General features: G+C 55.7%; 18 protein-coding genes and 2 pseudogenes. 13 read left to right on the top strand and 7 right to left on the bottom strand.

Annotation, left to right across the window (positions count from 1 at the left end; all coding sequences use genetic code 11):
• Positions 1 to 55: 55 nt before the first annotated feature.
• The 3 genes from iteA to ACTORR_RS13045 all read left to right on the top strand — a co-directional run bounded on the left by iteA (position 56) and on the right by ACTORR_RS13045 (position 4,189).
• On the top strand, positions 56 to 1,234 hold the full coding sequence (gene iteA / locus ACTORR_RS13055) for an anti-phage ATPase IteA (RefSeq protein ID WP_441343664.1): 1,179 nt from the start codon (positions 56 to 58) through the stop codon (positions 1,232 to 1,234).
• Positions 1,185 to 3,467, top strand: a complete 2,283-nt coding sequence (iteS, locus tag ACTORR_RS13050; protein ID WP_441343663.1) for a S8 family anti-phage peptidase IteS — start codon at positions 1,185 to 1,187, stop codon at positions 3,465 to 3,467. The genes iteA and iteS overlap by 50 nt, the downstream gene beginning before the upstream one ends.
• 104 nt (positions 3,468 to 3,571) lie before the next feature.
• Entirely contained in the window at positions 3,572 to 4,189 is a 618-nt protein-coding gene (locus tag ACTORR_RS13045) for a hypothetical protein (RefSeq protein WP_441343662.1), read from the top strand.
• A gap of 40 nt (positions 4,190 to 4,229) precedes the next feature.
• Here the strand turns inward: ACTORR_RS13045 and ACTORR_RS13040 are convergent, their stop codons facing one another.
• Positions 4,230 to 4,961: a hypothetical protein gene (locus ACTORR_RS13040; protein WP_441343661.1), complete on the bottom strand. Its 732-nt coding sequence runs from the start codon at positions 4,959 to 4,961 to the stop codon at positions 4,230 to 4,232.
• Between the two features lie 762 nt (positions 4,962 to 5,723).
• Between ACTORR_RS13040 and ACTORR_RS13035 the strand changes: the two genes are divergently transcribed.
• Positions 5,724 to 7,184 carry an RES family NAD+ phosphorylase gene (locus ACTORR_RS13035; protein ID WP_441343660.1) on the top strand — a complete coding sequence of 487 codons (1,461 nt, stop codon included), beginning with the start codon at positions 5,724 to 5,726 and terminating at the stop codon, positions 7,182 to 7,184.
• Positions 7,185 to 7,477: 293 nt separating this feature from the next.
• Positions 7,478 to 7,873 (top strand): antitoxin Xre-like helix-turn-helix domain-containing protein, encoded by a 396-nt coding sequence (locus ACTORR_RS13030; protein WP_441343659.1) that lies wholly within the window; start codon positions 7,478 to 7,480, stop codon positions 7,871 to 7,873.
• Between the two features lie 121 nt (positions 7,874 to 7,994).
• On the opposite strand, the gene ACTORR_RS13025 is transcribed toward ACTORR_RS13030, so the two are convergent.
• Positions 7,995 to 8,198, bottom strand: a complete 204-nt coding sequence (locus tag ACTORR_RS13025) for a hypothetical protein (RefSeq protein WP_441343657.1) — start codon at positions 8,196 to 8,198, stop codon at positions 7,995 to 7,997.
• A gap of 855 nt (positions 8,199 to 9,053) precedes the next feature.
• Here ACTORR_RS13025 and ACTORR_RS13020 point away from each other — a divergent pair.
• From ACTORR_RS13020 to ACTORR_RS13005, 4 genes are all read left to right on the top strand, one after another.
• Positions 9,054 to 10,736 (top strand): hypothetical protein, encoded by a 1,683-nt coding sequence (locus ACTORR_RS13020; RefSeq protein WP_441343656.1) that lies wholly within the window; start codon positions 9,054 to 9,056, stop codon positions 10,734 to 10,736.
• 238 nt (positions 10,737 to 10,974) lie between these two features.
• Complete coding sequence (locus tag ACTORR_RS13015; protein ID WP_441343654.1) at positions 10,975 to 13,044, top strand: hypothetical protein; 2,070 nt, start codon at positions 10,975 to 10,977, stop codon at positions 13,042 to 13,044.
• A gap of 2 nt (positions 13,045 to 13,046) precedes the next feature.
• Entirely contained in the window at positions 13,047 to 14,057 is a 1,011-nt protein-coding gene (locus ACTORR_RS13010; protein ID WP_441343653.1) for a hypothetical protein, read from the top strand.
• Positions 14,058 to 14,348: 291 nt separating this feature from the next.
• Complete coding sequence (locus ACTORR_RS13005) at positions 14,349 to 15,620, top strand: abortive infection family protein (RefSeq protein WP_441343652.1); 1,272 nt, start codon at positions 14,349 to 14,351, stop codon at positions 15,618 to 15,620.
• A gap of 250 nt (positions 15,621 to 15,870) precedes the next feature.
• Here the strand turns inward: ACTORR_RS13005 and ACTORR_RS13000 are convergent.
• The 4 genes and pseudogenes from ACTORR_RS13000 to ACTORR_RS12985 form a co-directional block, all read right to left on the bottom strand.
• Positions 15,871 to 15,969 (bottom strand): annotated as a pseudogene (locus ACTORR_RS13000) (transposase domain-containing protein); the annotation flags it as partial.
• 125 nt (positions 15,970 to 16,094) lie between these two features.
• A complete protein-coding gene (locus tag ACTORR_RS12995; protein ID WP_441343651.1) occupies positions 16,095 to 16,652 on the bottom strand; it encodes a hypothetical protein in 558 nt (185 codons plus the stop codon).
• A 270-nt stretch (positions 16,653 to 16,922) separates the two neighbouring features.
• Entirely contained in the window at positions 16,923 to 17,759 is an 837-nt protein-coding gene (locus tag ACTORR_RS12990) for a hypothetical protein (protein WP_441343650.1), read from the bottom strand.
• An 80-nt stretch (positions 17,760 to 17,839) separates the two neighbouring features.
• Positions 17,840 to 18,682: pseudogene (locus ACTORR_RS12985) on the bottom strand (magnesium chelatase domain-containing protein); the annotation flags it as partial.
• Between the two features lie 250 nt (positions 18,683 to 18,932).
• On the opposite strand from ACTORR_RS12985, the gene ACTORR_RS12980 reads away from it, so the two are divergent.
• Positions 18,933 to 20,945, top strand: a complete 2,013-nt coding sequence (locus ACTORR_RS12980; RefSeq protein ID WP_313364723.1) for a DUF4034 domain-containing protein — start codon at positions 18,933 to 18,935, stop codon at positions 20,943 to 20,945.
• Between the two features lie 59 nt (positions 20,946 to 21,004).
• Here ACTORR_RS12980 and ACTORR_RS12975 read toward each other — a convergent pair whose 3' ends face one another.
• Complete coding sequence (locus ACTORR_RS12975) at positions 21,005 to 21,268, bottom strand: accessory factor UbiK family protein (RefSeq protein ID WP_054886467.1); 264 nt, start codon at positions 21,266 to 21,268, stop codon at positions 21,005 to 21,007.
• Between the two features lie 375 nt (positions 21,269 to 21,643).
• Between ACTORR_RS12975 and glnK the strand changes: the two genes are divergently transcribed.
• From glnK to sutA, 3 genes are all read left to right on the top strand, one after another.
• Positions 21,644 to 21,982 (top strand): P-II family nitrogen regulator, encoded by a 339-nt coding sequence (gene glnK, locus ACTORR_RS12970; RefSeq protein WP_002555808.1) that lies wholly within the window; start codon positions 21,644 to 21,646, stop codon positions 21,980 to 21,982.
• Between the two features lie 46 nt (positions 21,983 to 22,028).
• Positions 22,029 to 23,363, top strand: coding sequence for an ammonium transporter (locus ACTORR_RS12965; protein WP_054886466.1), 1,335 nt, complete (start codon positions 22,029 to 22,031; stop codon positions 23,361 to 23,363).
• A gap of 428 nt (positions 23,364 to 23,791) precedes the next feature.
• A complete protein-coding gene (gene sutA, locus ACTORR_RS12960; protein WP_054886465.1) occupies positions 23,792 to 24,121 on the top strand; it encodes a transcriptional regulator SutA in 330 nt (109 codons plus the stop codon).
• Positions 24,122 to 24,221: the final 100 nt, after the last annotated feature.

Raw genomic sequence — 24,221 nt, 5'->3', positions numbered from 1 at the left:
TGCGCTACACTCTCGCGCAATTCCGAAACAGTTTACCCCGTGAGCGAATCATTCCGTGGAATACCTCTCTGAAATCTTGAAGATCCTAGATGGGGCCCTCAAGGCGAATGCCAGCATGGCTTCGAACTATGCCGGCCTTCTGGCCGACAAGCTTGAAAGCGATGGCGACAAGCGCCAGGCGCGCATGATTAGAGAGCGACTGGCACGTGCACCCACTGCGCTTGCAACCGCCCAGGATGCCGCCAATGGTTTCAGCTTCTCCAACTTGCCCACCGATGGCGAAAGTCATATGCACACGGTGGATGTGAGTCGCCCCGCGCTGGACAAGGAGTCGCTGCTGCTTTCGAGCGCTGTGGCGAGCCGAGTGGATGAGTTTCTGGCCAATATTCGCCGGTTTGACGATTTGGCGCGTGTGGGAGCTGCCACGGCCAGCCGCCTTCTGACTTATGGCCCACCTGGCACCGGAAAAACCAGGCTTGCACGTTATGTCGCTGCGCACTTGGAGCTGCCTTTGCTGACCGTGCGTTGTGACACCTTGGTGAGCAGCCTCCTTGGCCAGACCAGCCGAAATCTGCGGCGGGTGTTCGAATATTCGCAGCAGCAGCCATGCGTCCTCTTCCTGGATGAGTTCGATGCGTTGGCCGGTGCCCGCGGCAATGAGAGGGATGTCGGTGAGCTGCAGCGTGTGGTGATCTCGTTGTTGCAAAACATCGATGCGGTCCCGGAGAGCACCATCATCGTGGCGGCTACCAACCATGACCAGCTACTCGATCCTGCTATCTGGCGTCGCTTCAGCTTCCGCATTCCCATGGCTGAGCCGGATGGGGACCTGCGCAAATTGCTTTGGAAGCAATACTTGGAGCCGTTCAGTTCGGAAACTCTGGATCTGGACAACCTAGCCAAGGTCTCGAAGGGGATAACCGGGGCTAATATTGAGCAGGTATGCCTCGACACCAAGCGAGCGGTCGTTCTTTCGAATCAGTCAGCCATTGACGAGGACGAACTTCTTCGGCGCCTGGGTTTGAATCTTGCTTTAGGTGCTGGCCGAGTGCTATCTACTGTCGAGTCAGAAATTCGGTGGCTTAATGGATGGGCGCCCAGGTACTTCTCTCTGAGGACGCTTGGAAGATTGTACGACCTGTCGACTAGGCAAATAAGAAAGATCCTCAAGGAGGAGATCGGCAGTGGCTCGCAAGAATGTACCCGCTCGGGAGTCGTTGAATGCGAGGGTTGAGAACCCTTTCATACACATTCCGTTTCAGGCAAAAGACCTCGCTTCGATTGAGCGGACTGGTGGAGGCGGCGGCAAAGAGCTCGTAGTCGTCGATGACGCATACCGCGCGGCTCTTTCGAAAGCGCTGATTCAAGCCTCCACTGCACTTTCTCACGAGCAGACGCTTCATCCCCAAGCACTCTCGCATCTGGTTCTCAAGCTCCGAGATACTGGCATCGCCAAAAGCCACCGGCCTGTTCAGCTTGCCCAAGAGGCTGAACTGGAACCGGCTGGTCATGCCAGGATCGATGAGATGCTAGTCGGTGCTTCTGCCAACAGCTTGACCCAGTTCAATCGAGTGATTCTCAAGCGGAATACCCAGGCCATCCGCTGCAATCTAAGCGCGATTGAGTCGATCGAACCCTGGGATCGTAAGCGTCGAAACCCTGAAGGTAGCCAGCAGTTGCTTGAACACGGCCGAGCTGTCATGAGGCTGTTTCAGTATCAGCACGACAGCCTGAACGAGCTCAACTATCAGTCCATTTTGGCCGTGCTGAAGTCGCTTTCACTTCCGTTTATCGAGATCGCTCAAGGCCGCGGCCTACCCATCATTGGCGTTCAGGACCTGGATGGTGTTGGCGACAGCGGGCTTGATGTGCTGCTTGACTTGCCGGGCATTCGTACCATTTACGCCGAGCCGTTCTATCATCCGCGGAACACGGTCGTTGTCCCCCAAAGCGGTAGAAGTGCTACTCAAGCTTCTGCTCAGGAAGTAGCGTTGCCGACCGTGGCGGTGTTCGACACTGGCGTCAGCAAAGACCGATCTCCGATTGCGTCGTTCGTGAAATCACGCGACACGTACGTCCTCCCGCCAGACACCAACTACGAGCATGGCACTGCGGTGGCTTCGCTGATCGCTGCGGGCTCTTTCTATAACGACAAACATTCATGGATTCCGACGACGCCGGCTTTCATACATGACGTCTGCGCGCTTGAGGCAACTGGCTCCCACATGAGTGATCTGGAGCTGCGCCTGCAGGAGGCCGTGCGACGAAAACCGGAGGTGAAGATCTGGAACCTGTCCGTGGGCGGAGACCCATGCGACGAGAGCAACTTCAGCGACCTGTCGATGACGCTTGATGAGTTAAGCGACAAGTACCAGGTGCTTTTCGTCGTGGCGGCGGGAAATTACAACGACCTCCCGCGTCGTAACTGGCCGACACCAGCGGCGCTCAAAGACAGGATCTCCACCCCTGGCGAGTCTGTGCGGTCGCTGACAGTGGCTTCGGTAGCGCACATTGACGCTACCGATGGCCTCGCCGCAGCGGGTCACCCTGCACCCTATTCACGCTGTGGGCCGGGTCCTGTGTTCACGCCAAAACCGGACATTACCCATGTTGGCGGAGGCGTCCATGCTCCATGGGCCGCAGGTACGTCCAGCCTCAAAGTATTGGCCCCGCAGGGCCACTTGTACCCATCGTTCGGCACAAGCTATGCGGCCCCACTTGCCTCATGCATGGCTGCACATGCCTGGCAGGCTCTGGCAGGTCGTCCCAACCCGAGCCCCTCGCCGTCGTTGGTCAAAGCGCTCATTATCCATTCGGCGCAACTGGCGTCACCTGATTATGACTCGTACCAGCGTCGCTACTTGGGTGCTGGCCGCCCTGATGACGTGTTGAGGGCGCTCTACGATTCAGATGATTGCTTCACCCTGGTTTTCCAAGCGAATTTGGTTCCTGGCAACATGCGCTGGAGAAAGTCGCCCTACCCGATGCCCGATGTACTGATCAAGGACGGTAAATTCCGAGGCGAAATCATCATGACAGCCGTTTATGCTCCCCCCCTGGATCCTAACGCCGGCAGCGAGTACGTAAGGGCAAACGTGGAGTTGAGCTTCGGGACAATCGAAGGCGACAACATCACCGGCAGAGTGCCGATGGAAAGCGAAGAAGGTCAAAGCGGCTACGAAAGCGCGCAGATCTCCAGCGGGAGCAAATGGTCTCCGGTGAAGGTTCATCGCAAAGCCTTCCCGCGTGGTGTAGCCGGAAATGTTTGGGGGCTTCAGGCGTCTGCGCTTTTGCGTGCCTACGAACCCGCGCTTACCGAAGCGTTACCGGTGCACATCATCGTCACCGTGCGCTCGCTGGATGGCGACCTGCGCGTGCGGGCTGCAGGTATGCGCGCGCTCGCCCAGAGGAACTGGGTCAATACGCCCCTGCCTCTGCGAGTCCCTGTAAACGTAATCAACCGCTAAAATCAAAAAGCCCCGTGCTCTGTTCGTCGCGAGCGTTTGTAGAGTCTTGGGGCTTCCGATAGCGTAGGTGGTCACTGAAAAAACGCTCTCACCGAGATCCCGTTATGTCCTCTGCCACTGAACAATGCACTGCTGTGCCGGAGCCCTTCGCGCGCACCGCAGACAATACGGCTCTTTACGCAGCTCTTACGAAAGCCGAAGGGGTACTTGAGATCAGTGAGCAGGCGGGCTGTGCTGAACCTGGGTATCGGTTGATCCGTATTGATGATCGGCTCAAATCGGTTGGCGGCATCGAGATCGCCCTGGTGGATGATGCCCAATCATCAGTAGCTTATTACGATAAGGTCACGCTTGTGAGCATGCCGGAAACCGGCAGTCGGCCTGTAGCGCGTAATCAAGTGTGGCGATCGGCAAGTAAGCGTCATTCCCTAGCGCTCCGCGATATCTCGCAAAAGGTGCTTTTCGGCTACATCGCTCGGCGTTATGACCTATTGCTTACGGAAGGCGAGGTATTTGGTGGTGGCACGTTTTATTGGCACCGCCAGGTATCTCGGGCCATTGAGGCAGGGTTGGTAGTGTCCGTGTACGAGCCAGTGGAGCAAGCCTTCCGATCGGTTTCGACGCAGCGCGCGCTGGAAGAAATACAGGATCACGCTTGGTCGAAGACTAGCCCAGAACCCCTGCTAGCGCTCGTTTCAACCCTTCCTCTCAGCAACCGGTAATCCACAAAAAAGGCCCTGCGAAAGGACCTTTTTTGTTCAGCTACTTGGGTGGCGAGCCGGGCGGAGCTACTACAGCTGATGCCGGAGCTTGCGCACCGGGCGGCGGTGTAGTGGGTGATGCAGGTACCAGGAGGCTTGCCGCTACGGTGGGGGCTGGCGTGGAGCTTGGGTGGTGGTAAGTCAGCGCGGCGTAGAAAAGTGCACCGGCGCCCACAAGCAGTGTCGCAAACCCGATCAGGGTATTCCGCGAATCCCGGTTATTTTTCTGCAGCTCTTGAAGCAGGTCTTCACGATAGGATTCCAACTCCTTGTGAGCCTCACGCAAGACCTCTAGGTGCTTGGAGCATTCTTCGTAGTAAGCCACTCGTTCAGTGGCAGAGCGCGGGGCGACAACCAGATCTCGAGCAGCATTGATCTGCTTTCGCATCTCAGGGTAGTTGGGGATGACCGTGCCGATCCGCACGTTGCGGAAATCCGTCTGGAACGTTTTGATCATTTCCAGCTGGAAGGTCACGCCAGCTTCCGCCGCGTCGTAGATCGCCCGTTTGCAGTGCTTTTCGGCCTTGCCGAACTCTTCATTTGCGGCCTCTATGGTCTCGGCAGCAATGAAGCGGGTGATGTGGTAGCCGGCGTAGCGCAGCTCGTTGATCGCCGGGATCGACAATTCCAGGTTGAGGTTTTCAACCAGCTTGATCTTGTCTTCAGCGATCTTGAAGAGGCGAGCCAATTCTTCGGCGCGCGCTCGCACTCCCAGATCCCGCAGGTCGGGCATAGACAGGTCTGTCACGGAAAGCTTTCTCAGAACGAATGTTGAGCAAGCTTCCGCTTGCGAGCGTCGATATCCGCGGAGGTGACGTAGCGACCGCGCTGTAGGTTTACATTACCGCGGGCGTACGAACGAACGAATGCCTTGGCCACGAGGGTGGCGGAGGTTTTCGAGCTGCGTGCCGGTATGACGGCGTGCGTAGGGAGCAGTGCCCTAAGCAATCTTCTGAACCACATCCTTTGATCCGTCCTTGATGAGTCAGCGTAGAAAGCGCCCTGGCTAGGGGCGACGAAGGCTGCGATCTAGTTGGTAGCTAGTATGCGGCCAAATGATGGCCATGTGCCATCATAAGAAATTAAAAAAGCGCCGGAATTATAGGGACCGCTAATTCACTTTGCCATTCATTTCGCTTCAATGCGATACCTTTCTCGATGTCCTATCCGATCTCGAAACGCCATCACTATGATCTCTATCCGGTTCGATTCCTCAGGTCAAGAAGGCTCACCATCAGATTTGTATCAGGCGTAATGGACTGTAGAGGTGTCAATGGACTTTGGGTTCCGCCGCGCTCCAAGACTGATCACTTGAGTATCGGCCGCGTGTGGGGCATCGCAGAGACCTCGAATCCTCGCTGGGTAACGGTAGCTTACGTTGGGGTGAGCTGGTGGACCGGTATGGGTTTTTTCTTCGCTGCCCTGCGAATAGCATAGGCATCGGAACCCAGCCGTCGGCTGGCAGGATCGAAACAAATCAGGAGTGCAGTCTGCGATGCGCGAGCATGGTGATGAAGGTAAATTGGTCTGCGCATCATGCGTGACTGAGGACTACTTGCAGCAGCTGATCGAGTCGAAGCCGAACGGTGTCTGCAGCTATTGCGATGAAGCTGCCGTTCCCTGCATTGCCGTTGATGAGCTGGCGGATCTTGTCGAAGATGCATTTGAAGGCCATTTCGAACGCACTCCTTCCGAACCCAGCGATTTCGAGTCTGCACTCATGAGAGACAGGGAAATGGGCTATGACTGGTACAGGGAAGGCGAGCCCGTGCTGGATGTCATCAACGGCATCGCTTGCTGTGAAACGGAAGTGGGTGAAGATGTGCTGTCGATTCTGAGTGATCGGCACGGATCTCGGGACCCAGGCGATCCCTATGAAGGAGAGAGTGAGTTCGACCCTGAGTCATGCTACGAGAGGACTAACGCAAAAAGCTTTCACTGGCATGTGCAATGGCGTCGGTTGGAGATCGCACTGAAATATGAAAGCAGGCTTTGCAATCAAGATGTGCTGGAGCTTTTTGAAAGCGTATTCGCGGGATTGGATCAGACCAAAACCCACCACGGTACTGTACCGATCGTTGACGCTGGCCCGGGAACAAATCTGATGGGGGTCTATCGCGCCAGAGAGTTTCAAAATCTAAACGATTTGAAAAAGGCGCTACAGGATCCTGTCAAAGAACTTGGTCCGCCTGATGGCTCAATCGCGAAGGCCAACCGCATGAATGCGTCGGGGATTTCGGTTTTTTATGGTGCTAAGGATGCAAGCTCGGCTCTGGCGGAGGTCCGGCCCGCTGTAGGAAGCAAGGTGGTGGTGGCCCAGTTCCTGTTTACCCGTCCATTGAGGTTGTTGGATCTGCGCAGCCTGGAATCGATCACCTGCAGCGGGAGTCTTTTCGATCCGGAATATACACGAGAAGTAGAGCGGGTTGGCTTTCTGCGGACACTGACCAAACTGCTGATCTTGCCAGTCATGCCCAATGAACAAGACCGAGAGTATTTGATGACTCAAGCCGTCGCGGACTATTTGGCATCGCTCAAGCAGCCCTCACTGGACGGTATCATTTTCCCTTCGGTTCAAGATGGGGTGGGCGAGAATGTGGTGCTCTTTCACAAAGCATCCCTGGTAGAAAAGCTTGAGTACCCGGAAGGTACCCGTGTCACTGCAGGCCTCATGGAATTCGATCCAGAAACCGAGGATAGCTACCCGTCCTACTCAATCCATGTCAGCCAGCCGGAAGTACCGCTCAAGAAAAGGCGAGGCCAGGGCCACATACCTTATGAGCCGAATTGGCTATACAAAACGGAAAGGGACGCTGCTCTGGCGCTCGTCCTCGATTCGATCGTAGTGCATACCGTTAAAGCCGTTCGCGTTGAAACCAGCTCTGATGGAGTATTCGTGAGTCACGGCACCCACTCCAATGAATCAGGATTGGACTCGCAGTTAGATGAGTTTTAGGTCTCGGCATATGTGCCACGCGGCCTGAGTTGGGGTCGAGGGACGGGCAAGGTTCTGACCGAGGAGATAGGATGCGGTCTGGTGGCAGCTGGTGCGGTTCGATCCCCTTTGAAAGATAGCCCATTCGAAAGTGCTCTTGGGGGCGATAGCTGAATAGCAAATGGGGATCTTCGGATGCGGGCAGCGAAAGGCCTCCCGCGAGGCATCGCTGGTTAAAGCAGAGCTCCAGCCGGAATGGCTGCTGATTCATTTCTACAGGTGTACCATAAGGCACGTGATCGGGAGTCAGTGCAATGTCAAAACAACCGGAGCTTTCACAGCACAAGACTGGTGTGGGCTTGAAGGTGGCCTTGCGCATTTTGCACAGTTGGCAGGCGACGACTGCTCAAATCTGCTCCATCCTGCGGATCTCTTATGCAACCTATCGACGAGCACTGCAAGCTCCGGCATCTGCGCGAAAGCTCGATTATGACCAGCAGGAGCGAGTCAGTCTCGTGCTGAATATCCATGCGTCTCTACGCCGCGTATTCGACAATCCAGCGAACGTTCGTAGCTTTACGCGGTTGCCCAACGAGAATGTTTTTTTTGAAAGCCGGTCACCGCTGGAGGTTATGGCGCAGGGCGACATGATTTCACTTTATGAAACGTACAAGCGTGTGCAACGGTTGGAATTAGGTCCCGAATCTTAGGAGTACACGAACACGTTAGTGAGATCTTACGTGAAGCATGACCCTGTGATCGCAGCGCTGCTTGCCTGGAACCAGGCATCGTAGCCCGAAGAATCGGCTCAGCCGAAAGCGTGTTTAAACGTTATTGGCGAGGGATTTTTGAGCCTGTCATCGTTTCGAGCTGGAACGTGCTTGCTGCTGATGTCAAAAACTCAGCAGTTTGGCGCAGCTTTTCCAGCTGCGCTTCCGGTGCATGGCCTTTAGCTTCCTCATACGCTCGCGATGCTGCCATGGCTTGGTCCCACAGCAGAAGCTGCGCCTCGATGATATCCTTCTGAATTTTCATAGATGGACCTGCTTGGTGTGGATAAAGCTGTATGACGTTCAGCTCATTATGGACGCGAAGACAATGCATCATCTACGATCAAAACACAGTCTAGGCAAGCGGCAGCTTGAATCCCACGCTTGGCCTTGAGCAGCGCCACCCGTCAGCGATACTCAGCGAAACGCACAATCAGCCAATCCAGGAAAAGCCTCAACCGGACGTTTAGCTGCTTGGTCGGTGGGTATATGACCGAGATTGCATCGTTGAACTCGTACATGTTCCAGAATCGGCACAAGCTCACCCCTCTCAAGGAAGCTGCTTATGGGTAACTGCACTGATTTGACCACCCATTTGCATTCGACTTGACCAGCCATTTCCATCGGATGTAACCAGCGCACGGCTACGTCTTGACCGGCAGGAAACGCCCCTTGGTTGCCAACGCTCTTTATGGGGGCGTGCTACAACTTGTCGAGGGTGGCATCCGGACGGTTCGTCGCTGGCGAAGGGAAGCCCGCTGGCACACGGAACGTATAGACAGACAACAGCGTAGGATCGCCCACCTAGGCATGCGATGGCTATGAGTGCGACCCAACGAAAACTGTAAATTTACACAGTAATTGTCAAATCATTCCTACGTCAATGTGCACCATCAGCAGCCGACGAGCACCAAAGTGAGATTCACGGAGCCTAGCGGTCGTTGCCGTACATTTTATTATTGAGATAGCGTCGCGTAGAGTCGCTCAATCAATGCATATTCTTAAAAGCAGTCTATCCTAAACCTGTGGAGCAACTAGCATACATCTAGAATGATCTTTCTCCAGCGTTCATAAAGCAGTTGACAACTTGCGATCAACCAACATTATGAGGCTCGGCCTGATGAAACAAGTTAACCTCCCTTACCTCTTTGAGCTTATAAAAATGCCTAAGAGGTCCAGCATCCTACCATTCGCCTTGCTTTCATATACTGCATTAGCAGCCGCTGAAGAAGTAGTTGAGTATCGTAATGGAGTCATACTAGGCCAAGGATACAACTCACTTACCGGCGAGTTCATGGCACCCTGCTTCACTGGTGAAGTTAAACCGACCTTCTACAACATTACAAAAGGAAAATTTCTCTGGGAAGAGGTAGAAAGCCTCGAAGACATCAATAAAGGCCTCAACATAAGCGTAAGCGCGGCCTACAAAGGATTAAACGCTGGGGGAGAAGGAAAAATTTCTTATCTAAATAACTACAAAGCTTCATCAAACAATATCACAGTACTTGCAAGGATCAAAATAGAGACGGGGTCAGATGCTCTCGTTGCAGCTAGTCTAAGAGACGACATATCCAGAGAGATAAGTAAAAGAGGAAAAATCAACCAGCTTGCACTTCGAGAAAAATGCGGTACACATTATGTCCAGTCCCTGACCGTAGGCGGAGAGCTTTACGCTACGCTTGAACAGTCAGTCAGATCAGAAGGAGAAAGATCAGATTTTCAAGCCGTTGTCTCTGTATCGGGCGGAGTTGTAAATGCCTCCACCGAAATTTCAACAAGCATTGAGCAGTCAAGATTCAATCGTTCCGTCAAAATTAAGGGAGGGTATACTGGCGGGAAGTCCATTACCCCATCTTCAGTTTCTGAACTAAAAGATGAATTCAAAACTATACGCGGAATGATGAATGAGTTGGCTGCCGAGGAGGCTAACACCAAGACTCGGAAAGCAGCGCCAATAGAGGCTGTCCTGGTACCAATTGTCCCAGTAGGCATAGATGCAACAAAACTTACAAACCTGGATATCGCACTAACAAAAGAAAGAGCCCTTAAAACATATTTAACAAAGATACATGCAATCGCTTCAAACCCAACTCTTTACAACGTTGATCGCACTAGCCTGCAGACGAGAAGCCGCGAAATTGACGAAGGTGTGAGCAAGGTTTTAATTAGCTTAAGACAACAGATGAATGCCTGCACTCAATCCAATGAAAAAACCATCAACAAGGCATGCAACTTCGCCCGTTATCCAGTGGTTCCTCTCCGGAGCGATGATATGCCAAAATTATTTCAAGCAACTTGCGACCAGGCATGGCAGCCACCGGAGTTCAATTCCCAGTTTGGTGCAATAGAACATATTCGCGACGATTATTCCATGGGCGGCGACGACACAATCCAAATTGAAACTCGCTATGATGGAGACTCTACATCTGGGCTAACTCAATCAACTCGGCTCTATATATATGAAGCAAGCCATCGAACTGCTTTTCAAAGAGAGGTAAAAAGAGAATTTTTCAATCCTAATTCGGCGCCAACTCCAGCTTGTTACTTAGCCAGCCCGGTGCATATTTCTGAGGCGCCAGGCAGCATCAACGTCGGTCGAGCTGCAAACAACTATATGAACCTCGACTTCAATACAACCCTTGTAGCTAGCGCTTCATGCAGAACAAACCAACCAGGTGAAGACCGCGGATATGTGGGGTGCAACAAAATAACCTTCAAGCCTATAACCATACCTATCGAGCACATCGAAAAACTAATAGGCTCTCAGCCATCCGAACTGAAAATCCCGGACTGGTTACCATAACAGTGTAACACGCACCACTTCGCCATTTTTGAAATACATTTCCTGCTGCGCTGTTCAAGCGCGGCAGATGAGTTCGCTGCATCCGCCGACTGGATCCACCACCACAACGGGTCATTACTACCCCATTCGTGCCGTCTTTGCGCCGCTCAAGCTAAAGGTCAGGTCTTTGGAACTTGAAGTTCGCTGGGGCTCCATTTTCTGGTCTAACATGATTTGAAATTGAGTCGAGGATTGCACGATGAACATCGACGCGCTGTGGCTGCGCTCCTTCCGGTGGCAATGCGAAACGTTGTGCGTGTGTCTCCTATTGGTTATTGCTACGATATTGACAGGATGCGGTGGCGATCCGATCGCCGATGAGTTGAACAAATTATTTCCGCCTATATCGGCCGACAACCAGCGCCAAAAAGCCATTGAGAGTACCGCAACCGCTTTGGCTGCAATGGGATCGCCTAATGTCACGGCAGCATTCTCTCTGAAGGAGCTAGAGAGATTCGTCCTAAGCGACGATCTCAAAGCTCAGGGTGTGAAAGCGATAGAACTCTCCGGTTCGGAGCAACTCGTCGAAGCGAAACTTATGTTCAAGAAGAAGTTCACAGAGGTCGACGCAGCCTCCGATCCAACAATGGCGGAATTATTCAAGCGGCTGCAGCCGAATCTGGAAGGAACTGTCACCGCCTACATGACCATCGACGGCGCCCTCGCCCTCAGAACTGGCAGCGATACGAAGATAAAACTCTCGTTGTTGCCTGGGGTGTCGCAGATCCAGATCGAGAAGGTAGAACTGGCAGGAGTGCTCGACGTAACCGGCGCGGGTGCCATCGTCGCAGCGTTCCTTAACAGATATCGCGACAATCTCACGAGTCACCTGACGACGCGCTCCTTCACATCCGTCTCGCTTCCTTCGGTAGCCCACCCAATCCCAAACCCTTCCGACGTACTTCGCATCTCTGAAGCTGGCAAAAATGTGACAGTTACCATTGACGCCAAGCCGCCGGGGTCCCCGGGGCGGATCGCCGCCATAGCTTGGTTAATTACGGACGATGTCCTGGCCACAGTGATCGAGGTGATCCCGCCGGGAATCACCACTTCCCCTACACCCGAAAAAGCAATTGACCACACCTTCCCCGCGATAAAGGGGCAAATTCTAGGGTTGCTCAAGGACTCATTCGGGATTGAGAAACTTGATGTCGCCGCGAACTGGGTCGCCGTCCGTAAGGATCTCATCGCTGTTACAGCGAGTAACTTGGTTAACCAAGCGGCTGCCTGTGTTTCCGTGGGTGGCACCGCTCATCAGAAAACCGCAACCAAAATTCCGATGCCGTCGGCGGACGACGTGAACTGCACTCAGAGGAGCTGCAGCTCTAGTCGAGAGTGCACGTTTGAAGCCTCCAAAGACACTCGCGACTGCGAGACATGCATACTATCGCGGCCCGTATTATGTTCACCAAGAGTTTGCGCGTTCGGTGGCTGTGTTGGTGGGGGCTGCACTGCGGGGGGATGCGCCCAACGCGGAAACGATGCGACCTGTGAAGCAGCGAAGGCCGCACAGAATTTTGCTTATAACATCGCCGCTAACGCCAAAAAGACTGATTGTGATCGGCTGAAAAACCAGGAAATCCTTGCATGCCAAGGTGAGGCGCTAGTCGAAAAATCTCTTTGTGACGCTGGTAGGGAAACTCTACGCGTCATCAAGCGAGCGTCGGGAAATTTTGCAAACGTCGATGTAACAACAGACGTAAACACCAACGATCTGAAAGTGTGCCTCAACGCCTTTAATCTTTCGCCCGGTCTTGATAAGGCGGCGCTTCAGTTGCACGGTTCTGGGAGCGTCACGGCAAAGGTTGACGTTGACTTCACTCCACTGGACATCGTCGGCCACCTAGCGTGTCAATTCCCATGGAACAATGCAGAATCCTTCACAGCAAAACTTCGGGATCCCGCTATCTCCTTCATGGCGGATATTGCGATCCGTTCAGAACCTGGCCAAGCATTACTGGATTTCAGCGTCCAAGAGACGTCATTAAAGCTAGAGATCACCCCCAGTCCCACAGAGTACCTTGTCCTCAATCCCAGTATGATGTCTGTCTCATGCAGTGGCCTAAGTCTCATCAAACCTTGGGTGGTGTTACTCACACCGTTCCTTCCGACGCTGCGGGGCGAAATCGACCACAAGGTGCCGTCGCAGCTGGTCTCCATCCGCGTGCCGCTCCCGCAGCAGGAGATCAATGGGGCCGTGCTCAAAACGCAGTTTAAATCCACAGCTCAGGCACTCCTTCTGTCAGCCTCAACAGAGGAGGAGCACTGATCATGGGATCCGTCCTGCCAGACAACGTCCACCGTGGCCTGATCTTCGCCTTGCTGACAGTATGGATGTCATCGGCCAGCGCCCTCGAGCCTCTCGACTCCCGGATGGCATTCTGGCGAGCGCAGGCATTCAAGTGCCAAGTTCCAGGAGCAGACATTACTTTCCCCAGTCGCCCCACCGGTGAAGCTAGCCAGCCATGCGACGACGGTGACATTACGCTGTTCAATGGCCTATTGTGCGCGGCTGGTGAAGCGGACGGGTGCAAGGCGGTGGCCGACGCACAAGATCCGAGCACCGGACAATGGTTCCGCTCCCCACGCATCCGGATCCATGGCAATGATCGCGGCGGCGCAGATTTTTCTCCGGATATGGCGCTGGGCGTAGAGCTCTACTTGGTGAAGACCGGCGATACCGAGCGCGCATGGAAGTGGCTAATGTGGTTGCACGAGCATGTGCCGTGTACATGGGAGAACCCCTTCGGAGATGGGTGCTGGCTTGAAGGTATCCCGCGATTCTGCGTTCAGAAGAACTGCGAGATCCGACACGGTGATGCTGCCAGTCTTGCTCTGACGGTCACCTATTTACAAACTAAACACGATATGCGACCGCTACCGGATGGACGCCTGCGCGGTCATCTGGGGAGCTTTTCCGGCTATGGTCCTGCTATCGAGGAGATTGATGCAAATGTCAACAAGCCGGGCTACTCGCAGCACTTAGTGGGTGTAGCCGTTCTGCTCATGCGTAATGCGGGTCTACTCGAAGACAGGATCGACAGCGCGGCGAAGACTCTTTCACAACGAAACCCAAAGAACGCATTCTTCACACTCTTAAGCCGCGGGAGTTCAGACGGCGAAGCTTTGTCGCAGACCCTAACGCTCTGCCCGGCACCTGATCGCTTGCCGACGCCGCCCCTCCACCAGTGGCAATGGGAGCGTGAGGAGGCTGACGAAGCATGGCGGCACTCCTGCTATTGGGACTGCATCTTCATGGGGCGACTCTTGGGAGCCTACTGAACAGATTTGAAGGTCGTTTGTCGCAACTCGGAGTAAGAAGGACCTAGGCCACCGAGTTGAACTGCGCCCTTAGACCGTGGACCTCAATTGGTAAGCCTGCGGATTGTTTTCCAATGCCCACTTGGGTCGGTAGCTGTCATTCGCGTTTGCAGCTTTGGAGCCGAAGCAAGCGTTGAGCGGGATCTTGGATACAACCGGCTTTTGCTTTCGACTTACGCATCTATTTTTTGATGGCAGGTGACCCCTCGCGCTAGCTACGATGGCTCTCAGGTGTATGGACAGGGGGGGTGTATGGAGCAAACTAAAATTGAGCCGCTTTTGGCGACGGTGTACGCCGTTTTGCGAGCGGAGGGTGCTGATGAGGCGGCTGAGATTGTCCGCGGCCATCCCGCGACAGCAGAGCTGACGGGCAACGACAATTGGAACGGTGGAACCAACTACTGGGACATCCACTTCACCATTCCTGCGTTGGAATACGCTAGGCTCGGGCTCAAGCGGACCTCAATCCAGGAAAAAATCACGACTGCGCTGAGGATGGTAACTGAGCACGAGCAAAACAATGCCTACTCGGCGCTGATCATCCCCGCACGTGAGTTCCATGCTGATTGGCGATCCGGAAAATCCTCGAGTCTGCCGAAATTGGTGCGGCAAAACATTGTAGATGGCCTACGTCTGGAGAGTGTTAAGTGGTATGGGGAGCTGAATGATGTTGAATTTCTCAGTCGGCTGTACGAGCTTGAAAACCTTCCGTCCACCGATAGTCGCTACAAAGATGCCGCCGGCGACATTTGGCAGCATCGCTATAACAACGATGACTGGGAGGATGACTGGATCTTCAGTGATTCCCGATTCAACCTCTTTGATGGGAGTGCTGAAGCATTTCTCCGCTTTCTCTGTGAAACGGTGCACCCAGTCGTTCGCCCACAACGAGAGGACGCGATCAAGCTTGTTGAGCACTTCAACGATCAGTTGCATGAGGCCGGCTGGGAGCTGTACCAAGAGCAGCAAATCGCCGGTCGCCCGCGCTTTTCCTATCGCTTGATCAGCAGCGGTTCGGCAGAGGCGAACGCAGGCAGGTCTGTCATGCGAGCGAGAGTAGTGGTTGAGGCGCTGAGCTCCGGATGGATGGCGAAGCAGATTGAGCGCATGGAATATGCCGTCGAATCAGACCCAGAATTGGCGATCGGGACTGCCAAAGAGCTTATTGAAAGCTGCTGCAAATCCATTCTCACGATACGAGAGATTCCTTTCACCAAGGCCGATGACCTTGGCAACCTGACGAAGAAGGTGACCAAAGCCTTACAGCTGGTGCCCGATGGCGTAAGTGATGCAGCCAAGGGTGCCGAAAACATCAAGAATGTCCTCCGCAATCTTACCCAGCTAACTAGCAATCTTACGCAGCTAAGAGGGTTGTACGGTACCGGGCATGGAAAGGAAGGCCAACACCGCGGACTGCAGCCGAGGCATGCTCGGCTTGCGGTAGCCGCTGCCGTAGCATTTGTCGATTTCGTATCGGAAACGCATCGATACCGAGAGGCTAAGCAGCCAGAGTTGAAGTGTTAGCTGCGACCCTTGAATAGACTCTGGTTTCGTAGATACCCTCAGCCTCCATGAGGTCGGCTAAGGCACTGAGAACAGCCTGCCTAGCCGACTCCCCCTACGGGTCATGGGCTGCTTCGGGTCGATTCCTGCCGGTCAAGATGTACCCGTGCGCTGGTCACATCCGATGCAAAAGGCTGGTCAAGTCGAATGCAAGCAGGCGGTCAAGTGGGATGCAAACGCTTGGTCAGCTCAGGTGCAATTTCCCAGCTTACTACGGACATACCCACTGATGCGGTAGCAATTGCCCGATCTCGCTGGCCCGCTGTATAGGCAGCCGCGTCAGCACATCTTTGAGATAGGTATAGGGATCACGCCTAATTCTAGATTCAGGAAGGTGAGTTCGCCGGACGCTTACGATTGAGCTCCACCAGGGGCGATTTCATAACACTCGCCCGCTCATGCGGGCTTTTATGTTTCTAGGGTTTCAAAAAATTGTCACCCGATTGGCCTCCAGCGTGGCAGCTGGTGTCTTCCTTTTCTGGCTGTGATGAACTCGTAATTCGGAGCAAAATCGGTATACCAGTCGATCTGCTTGTGGCAATGATCAATAAACTCTTCATCGTTCCAGAGTTTCTGCATTTCTGTCTTGGTGAGCCGACGTGATTTGTCCTCTTCATGAGGAGCTGAGAACACTCGGCCGATGTAGGGGTTTAGCTTTGGCCAAGAATTGGTTTTCTTTTGAAAGTGACCATGCGGCACGGAGGGATAACAGTCCGCATCACCAACCGTAAAAACCCATTTGTTTAGCACGACGAGATGAAACCACCGATCTGCAGGAACATCTCTCTTTACACCCTCGGCGAGATCTGGCTGCTCGCACTCGCTTGATTCGCGAGCCTCAGGCTCCTCTCCCGAGCCCAGCCTTGGGTCGCGTACGGTGCCTCCTGAGTCGAGGAGCCACTCAGCTACTTTCAGGCGCTCTTTGAACTCTGCCAATCCAATGAGCCCGAATCTATAGCTGATCTCAGATAAATAAAGAAGGTTAAGATACATTGTTCATTCCCTGGATTATGGTTGTCATCGTCGATGATATGAACCGTACTTGAATTCGTAGGCGCTCGGTGAGTAACTCTGACCGAACTCTACCACTGCCGGCTGGCGATTAGAAGACCGGTTCCAGCCTTACGGGAGGGGCAGTAGCACCGTCGAGCCAGAGCTTTTGTAGCACCGCCTGCCATTGGTGTCTGAAGCGAAGCAGCATGACCATAGGCCCCTAATTTTGCATGCTCCTAATTTTTTATTCCTACTGAGCTTGACCAGCCTCTACAACCAATCTTTAAAATATCTTTGCAGGTAGTCAGTTTTTTTAATTTGTATTCCCACAAATTCACTAACGCTGCTTCCTAATTCAAAGGGTACTTCAGTTCTTCGGAACTGAATTTTGATAGAGTTGTTTGGGAATAGGCTGGCGAGTAACAAAGGCGATGATTGATTGTCAGTAGAGTTGTTTATCGCGGTAAGTTTGAAGTTTTTATATGGGGTCCGCACAGATCGAAGCCCCTCTTGGTTATAACTTAAAGATTCGGTGGCGAGCAGCTCTTTTGAAGTCATTTTTGGCATTATGACGCTTGGCTTATTTTCTTTCACTGAGCGGAAGTGCTCATCTATAGTGCCATTCAATACTGCCCGTAAGAAGCGCTTTGAAGGTGCCATAAAATGTCTGACTATCTCAGAGCATTGAATGTAACCAGTACTTGTTCTCCAGGAGAACCTGACGTGATTTGTGAATGAAGTAAAAGTTCTGTGCGGTGTATTTGAGTGAAGAATTCTCTCAATGACTTCTGGGGTGGAAGCGTGTGCCTCTTGAGCTAAGACTAATTCAGTTTCATATATCTGATAGAAAGACTTGTTGCGGGAGAGGTCTGGCGGAGTTATATTTTTTCCATCTTTCCAAAGAGAGCCGGCTTTGAAGTAACGAATATTATCAATAGGGCTAGTGAAGGATTTGACCCGGTGTGCTCTACCAGTCATAGAGTCCCTATCTGAGATGCAAAAAAACTCGCCAAGTAGGTCTTCCGGGTGCTGCGAAACGGTTACTTTTCGGACACCTAAAATTTCCCACTCATGGGAGTCGCCAGATAATTCCTCAAAAAAACGCATCGCTAACGCCAGTCTTTATCAAATAAAGATAGAAATTATCATATTTTTCTGTGAATTATCATTTAGCGATGGGTTTTACAGCCGCCTACCAGCGCCGGCCCCGAGGCCGAATGGTGCGGGTGGCGAAACGGCCGCTGCGGCCAGCTGCTCAGCGGCGTATGGCCACTGACCGACTGGATCGCCGCGACTTCCAGCGCCTCATGCTCATCCAGCGGTGGCAGCAGGCCGGGCAGGCGGCTGGCGAGCAATGTCTTGCCCGTACCGGGTGGCCCGGTGAACAACAGGTTATGGGCGCCGGCCGCGGCCAGCAGCAATGCCCGCTTGGCCGCGACCTGGCCCTGTACCTCGCTGAGGTCCGGATAAGGCTGTTGCTTCAGGACCAGGCCATTGGCGGCAAACGGGGCTAGTGGCACCTGCCCGTTGAGGTGCGCCACCAACTCGAGCAGGTGCCCCACTGCATACACCGCAAGCCCGCCGGCCAGGCTGGCTTCCTCGGCATTTTCCCGGGGCACCACCAGCGCCCGGCCGGCCTCGCGCGCCGCCAGTGCTGCTGGCAACACGCCCTGCACCGGGCGCAATTTTCCCGACAGGGCCAGCTCGCCCAGGCATTCCATTTCCGCGAGGGCCGGCAACGGCACCTGGCCATCGGCGGCGAGGATGCCCAGGGCGATAGCCACGTCATAACGCCCGCCGTCCTTGGGCAGGTCGGCCGGGGCGAGGTTCTGGGTGATGCGCCGCTGCGGGTAATTCAGCCCGGAATTGACGATAGCGCTGCGCACACGGTCCTTGCTCTCCTTGACCGTGGTTTCCGGCAGGCCGACCAGGGTGAGATGGGGCAGGCCGTTGGCTAGATGCGTTTCGACGCTGACCGCCGGGGCCTGTACGCCGACCTGGGCGCGGCTATGGACGAGGGCGAGGGACATGGACGCTCCGTTGTCGCTTGATATAAAACCGCTTCCTGCGGGTTGTCACAGCCTAGTGAGTATCTGCAAGGCGAGCGCAAGAGAAATGCGACTTAACGTTGCACGACAGGTTTTTCCCCTGCTTTTCACGTCCTGACAAATACTGGATCCAATACTTTGCGAAGATCCCGGCTATGGCTTAGTGTTCAAGAGCGACTGTTGTTGCCAGTGGATGGCAACGCGACCCTTAAATGGACTTAAGGTACTGCCCGTGCAAACCCTCAATCTCACCCGCCAGCAGCTCCGAGAATGGGTGCAGGCCAATGAATACGCTGAGCTTAACCGCCTTTTCGATGCGCTCGAGACGCAATGGCTGCAGGCGCCACCTGGTGAATGCCCGGTTTACCTCGAAGCTGTGCAAGGCCACCTGCTGGATTGGGACAGACAGGGCAGCAAGGCCCTGACGCAAACCCTCAAGGCGTGGATCGACGCCTGCCCCAAGGCATATCACCCGCATGTGGTGATGGGTTTTCACTGCTTCAGCCGTGCCTGCCAGATCCGTGGGCCAGCTGGCTGCCATGAAGTGTCGGAAGAACGCTGGCTGGCTGCTGAACAGGCCTGCGAAAAGGCCGCGGCGCATTTCCTGCGGGCCATGGCGCTTAGCGCACAGCCTGTGGCGGCAGTGATCGGCATGCTGCACATCAGTTCGCGCTTGGGTGAGCCAGGCTGGCTGGTCGAACTGTTCGATGGCCAGGTGGCGCGTTATCGGCCCAGCGCGCATGCCGATGTGGAGGTGCAGGAGGCCGCAGCGCCATTGTTGGTCAAATTCGGCCTGACGCCTTTGCAGGTGCTGCCGCAGGCATTGCCTGGCAGGTTGGGCGCGCGCTTGCACGAGCGGGGCGAGAGCGCCCGGGATTACTGGCTGCGCCATGCGCTGGCCTGGTTCACCGGCTGCTTCGAGGCGATCGAGGCCTATGCCACCTACCTGACCCCACGCTGGGGAGGCAGCGATGAGGCGATCGATGCACTGGCCAATGGGCCGCTGTGCCGCGCTTGGCCTGAAGCACAGCGCAATGCGATCCGTTGGCTGGTGCTGCAAGAGACATTCTGGCTGCCGCATGCCAGGCAACTGCCGCAGATCGCGGCTTGGCAAACAACCTTTGGCCAATGGGCACAGCGCGAACTCCGGCCCAAGGAGCGTGCCACGCTGCTGGCCTGGCGTGGGGCTCTGAGGCGCTGTTCGGTGCGTGACTACGCCGGGGCGATGCGCGACTTTGTCGATAGCGTCGCGCTCTACCCTGACCACGGCTTCGTCGCGACCATTGGCGAGCCTTTCCACAGTCTGGTGTGCCTGGTGCTGTTCCACGAGGCGGAGGACGATTCGCAGGTGCTGCGCACCGTCATCGAGCGGCTGTGCGATGACCGCCGACAGGCAGCGGCCTGTGCGCTGCGGGCGGTAGGGCACCAGTTTGGACTGTGGGGCTTTGGGCAATCCGCCGAGCAGGCACGCACGTGGTTGCTCATGGCCGTCAGGCGCCAGTGCGGGGGCGACGGGCAGGGCTTCGATGTGCTCGATGTGCCGCGCCTGCTCTGGGCTGCCAGCCTGCATGAGGCCGCGTATTTCCTGTATGAAACCTGTGCGGAGCTGAAACTGCCAAATGCTGCCATCGCGCTGTACGATCTGCACCGTGGCTGGTTGGACAACACGCCAGCGCATTACCTCAATGGCAAGGCTGCTGAGCACTGGCTGCTGTGCGCGGCGGAGTCTGGGCACCTGCAGGCCAAGTTTGACCTGGCCTGCCAACGCATGAGCGCGCTCAAAGGGCTGGAGGACCGCAAAGCAATGCTGGCGGTCAAGCGGCTGCTGCTCGACGCCATGGCCGAGCCGAACATCCATGCCAGGGCACAGTTGCAGTTAGCCATCTTGTTGCGCCAGTACGGTGATGCGCGAGAGCGTGTCGAGGCGGTGAGCTATTTGCTCCAGTTGGCCGAGCACCCTGATGCCTGGACCGCCGCGCGCGCCTGCGCGGAGCTTGGGCTGGCCTGGATGCAGGGCTGCGGCACGCGCAAGCAGAGTCGCTTCGCGGCAATCGAATGGGTTGATCGTGCCGTTGCGCTGCAGTCGAGCGATCCGCTCATCGAGAAAATACAGGCCGAGATCCGCAATTCGCACAGCCGGGTGAAGACGCTGTTCACGGTGTGCGGTGCGGCGTTGTTCCGTGGCGACTTGCGTGCCAGCGAGCTACCGCCCAAGGCCAGCGGCCAGCACCGGGCTTCGGCCTGATTGAAACGGGTGCTGCAATGCAGCCCCCGTGTTTTACCGGACGTCTTGCTTGGCGATTGTCATTCCTGCGCAGCGCTTGGCAGCCGGGCTTCCAGTTCAGCCACTTGCTTTTCCAGGGCTTCGAGTCGGGCGCGGGTGCGGGCCAGGACGACCATCTGACTGTCGAATTCCTCGCGGCTGACCAGGTCCAGCTTGCTGAAGGCCCCTTGCATCAATACTTTGAACTGGCTTTCCAGTTCGGCGCGGGGCTGGGCGGTATCGCTGCTGAACAGGCGCGAGGCCTGGTCGCTCAGGGCGTCGAGAAGGGCTTTGGGCGCGAGCATGTTCGGCTGTCCACTGAAACTGAGAAATGGCCCGCAGTGTAGCACGGGCCAACCCGCTTCCTGGACTGCGGGCCACTGCACGCTTTTTGAGCAGTTGGCCAAGTCCGCCTGCACCGAAGTTGTGCATGATTGCCGTGCTGGCGACTGGCCAATCCCGACTGATTCACATAACCCGCTGTTTTCCGCCGGTTTAACGGAACTGGCAAGGTTTCTGCAAAGACCTGTACGAGCCATGCACTGATGCAGTTCCTTGTGACCAGGCAGTGCGCACGCGGAGCCGGATGCCGACGACGCGTTACAAAGCCAACCGCTGCGCTTAGACTTGAGACGGGTTTGTTTTCCTGGGGCAAGTCCACCAAATCGGGAGAGAGTTTCATGAAGCTAGTCACAGCCATCATCAAGCCGTTCAAGCTGGACGACGTGCGCGAGTCGCTGTCGGAAATCGGCGTGCAGGGCATTACCGTCACCGAAGTCAAAGGTTTCGGCCGGCAGAAGGGCCACACCGAGCTGTATCGCGGCGCGGAATATGTGGTCGACTTCCTGCCCAAAGTGAAGATCGACGTCGCCATCGACGACAAGGACCTTGATCGAGTGATCGAAGCCATCACCAAGGCGGCCAACACCGGCAAGATCGGTGACGGCAAGATCTTCGTGGTGAATCTGGAGCAGGCGATCCGCATCCGTACCGGCGAAACCGATACCGACGCGATCTAAGCGCCGAAAAAGCCTCACCAAACCCAACGCCCCAGGAGAAAACAACATGACTCTGCGTAAGATCGCAGGGCTAGGAGCCCTATTGTCCCTCGTAATGCCCGGGCTCGCCCTGGCAGAGGAAGCAGCTGCCCCAGCGCTGAACTCCGGCGACACCGCCTGGATGCTCACCTCGACAGCGCTGGTGCTGTTCATGACCATTCCAGGTCTGGCCCTTTTCTACGGCGGCATGGTGCGTTCCAAGAACGTGCTGTCGGTGATGATGCAGTGCTTTGCCATCACTGGCCTGATCAGCATCCTCTGGGTCATTTATGGCTACAGCATGGCCTTCGATACCACCGGTATGGAAAAAGGCGTGCTCAACTTCAATTCGTTCGTCGGCGGCTTCTCCAAGGCGTTCCTGAGCGGCGTCACGCCGGCCAACCTGACTTCGGCCACTGCACTGTTCCCTGAGGCAGTGTTCATCACCTTCCAGATGACCTTCGCCATCATCACCCCGGCACTGATCGTCGGTGCCTTTGCCGAGCGCATGAAGTTTTCGGCGATGCTGGTGTTCATGGGTATCTGGTTCACCCTGGTCTACGCCCCGATCGCGCACATGGTCTGGAGTGGTGACGGCGCGCTGCTGTGGGACTGGGGCGTGCTCGACTTCGCTGGCGGCACCGTGGTGCACATCAACGCCGGTATCGCTGGCCTGGTCTGCTGCCTGGTGATGGGCAAGCGCAAAGGCTACCCGACCACCCCGATGGCTCCGCACAACCTGGGCTACACCTTGATGGGCGCGGCCATGCTGTGGATCGGCTGGTTTGGCTTCAACGCCGGTTCCGCCGCCGCCGCCAACGGCACTGCCGGCATGGCCATGCTGGTGACCCAGATTGCCACCGCTGCCGCTGCGCTGGGCTGGATGTTCGCCGAGTGGATCTTCCACGGCAAACCCAGTGCCCTGGGCATCGCCTCGGGTGTGGTCGCCGGCCTGGTCGCCATCACGCCAGCCGCTGGGACCGTGGGCCCTATGGGCGCTCTGGTGATAGGTCTGATCTCCGGTGTGATCTGCTACTTCTGCGCCACCACCCTCAAGCGCAAGCTGGGTTATGACGACTCCCTGGACGCCTTCGGCGTGCACGGCGTCGGCGGCATCATCGGTGCCATCCTGACCGGCGTGTTCGCAGCACCGGCCCTGGGCGGCTTCGGTGCAGTCACCGATATCGGTGCCCAGGTCTGGGTTCAGGCCAAGGGCGTGATCTTCACCGTGGTTTATACCGCCATCGTCACCTACGTGATCCTCAAGGTGCTGGATGTGGTCATGGGCCTGCGGGTCAACGAAGAAGAAGAGTCGGTCGGCCTCGACCTGGCTCAGCACAACGAACGCGGCTACAACCTGTAACCGCGACGCTGGTAAAACTTGCCCGGTTCGCCGGGCATTTTTTTGTCTGTTTTTTGCGATTTCGCGCAGTGCAAACGGTTTATCACTCACGTTCGCGACGCAGGCCAAAAACTTACAAGTCTTCGGGCATTTATGGTGCTTTGCTTTTTCCACGAGCGCGCTAGAATGCGCGCCAAAGAGTGTTGGGTGAGTAGCCCCCACGCTTCTCCAGCCTTTGCTAGGCTTGCCAATAGCGTGTGGCCAGCAGGGTTCAAGGATTTGTCAGGTCTTGCCAGGAGTAGGGCCTGCTGGGTGCCGCCTCCCATCAGGAGCGCCGACCCAAGGGCAGTGGCCTAACCCACGGCCAGTTGAATTTTCACTGGTGGCTGCCGGTCTACGGCTGCACCGGTCTATAACTAACCTGCTTTTCGCAAGTCATGAGGTAGAACATGAGCGACGACGATCTGGAAAATGATGACCTCGAAGTAGGCGACGAAGACGAGGCTGATGAAGGCCTCGAAGCGGCGGCTGACGATGGCGTGGAAGATGCTGGCGATGACGACAGCAGCCCGGCACCGACTGCCAAGGGCAAATCCAAGGCCGCTGTCTCGGTAGACGAGATGCCGAGCATGGAAGCCAAGCAGAAGGAGCGTGATGCCCTGGCCAAGGCGATGGAAGAATTTCTTTCGCGCGGTGGCAAGGTGCAGGAAGTCGAGGCCAACGTGGTCGCCGACCCGCCCAAGAAGCCGGACAACAAGTACGGCAGCCGCCCTATCTGAGTGGCTGAGTGCAAAAAAGCCCGCCGTCGCTGCGGGCTTTTTTGTGCCTGTCTTTCAGGGTTACGCGGTCTGTGTGGGAGCGCCCCGGCAAGGCCGCTCC

It is taken from the genome of Pseudomonas sp. SAR267, from assembly GCF_052077595.1.
Classification (GTDB): Bacteria; Pseudomonadota; Gammaproteobacteria; order Pseudomonadales; family Pseudomonadaceae; genus Aquipseudomonas; species Aquipseudomonas vlassakiae.
Note: the sequence above shows the minus strand (reverse complement) of the source record. Positions and strands in the feature narration are given on the sequence as shown.

What these genes read in the sequence shown, in the direction of transcription:
- ACTORR_RS13025 (WP_441343657.1), bottom strand. Translation starts at nt 8,198, where the DNA reads ATGAAAATTCAGAAGGATATCATCGAGGCGCAGCTTCTGCTGTGGGAC.
- ACTORR_RS13005 (WP_441343652.1), top strand. Translation starts at nt 14,349, where the DNA reads ATGGAGCAAACTAAAATTGAGCCGCTTTTGGCGACGGTGTACGCCGTT.
- ACTORR_RS13015 (WP_441343654.1), top strand. Translation starts at nt 10,975, where the DNA reads ATGAACATCGACGCGCTGTGGCTGCGCTCCTTCCGGTGGCAATGCGAA.
- ACTORR_RS12995 (WP_441343651.1), bottom strand. Translation starts at nt 16,652, where the DNA reads ATGTATCTTAACCTTCTTTATTTATCTGAGATCAGCTATAGATTCGGG.
- ACTORR_RS13040 (WP_441343661.1), bottom strand. Translation starts at nt 4,961, where the DNA reads ATGCCCGACCTGCGGGATCTGGGAGTGCGAGCGCGCGCCGAAGAATTG.
- ACTORR_RS13035 (WP_441343660.1), top strand. Translation starts at nt 5,724, where the DNA reads ATGCGCGAGCATGGTGATGAAGGTAAATTGGTCTGCGCATCATGCGTG.
- ACTORR_RS13045 (WP_441343662.1), top strand. Translation starts at nt 3,572, where the DNA reads ATGTCCTCTGCCACTGAACAATGCACTGCTGTGCCGGAGCCCTTCGCG.
- ACTORR_RS12975 (WP_054886467.1), bottom strand. Translation starts at nt 21,268, where the DNA reads ATGCTCGCGCCCAAAGCCCTTCTCGACGCCCTGAGCGACCAGGCCTCG.
- ACTORR_RS13010 (WP_441343653.1), top strand. Translation starts at nt 13,047, where the DNA reads ATGGGATCCGTCCTGCCAGACAACGTCCACCGTGGCCTGATCTTCGCC.
- ACTORR_RS12990 (WP_441343650.1), bottom strand. Translation starts at nt 17,759, where the DNA reads ATGCGTTTTTTTGAGGAATTATCTGGCGACTCCCATGAGTGGGAAATT.
- ACTORR_RS13020 (WP_441343656.1), top strand. Translation starts at nt 9,054, where the DNA reads ATGAAACAAGTTAACCTCCCTTACCTCTTTGAGCTTATAAAAATGCCT.
- glnK (WP_002555808.1), top strand. Translation starts at nt 21,644, where the DNA reads ATGAAGCTAGTCACAGCCATCATCAAGCCGTTCAAGCTGGACGACGTG.
- ACTORR_RS12965 (WP_054886466.1), top strand. Translation starts at nt 22,029, where the DNA reads ATGACTCTGCGTAAGATCGCAGGGCTAGGAGCCCTATTGTCCCTCGTA.
- sutA (WP_054886465.1), top strand. Translation starts at nt 23,792, where the DNA reads ATGAGCGACGACGATCTGGAAAATGATGACCTCGAAGTAGGCGACGAA.
- ACTORR_RS13030 (WP_441343659.1), top strand. Translation starts at nt 7,478, where the DNA reads ATGTCAAAACAACCGGAGCTTTCACAGCACAAGACTGGTGTGGGCTTG.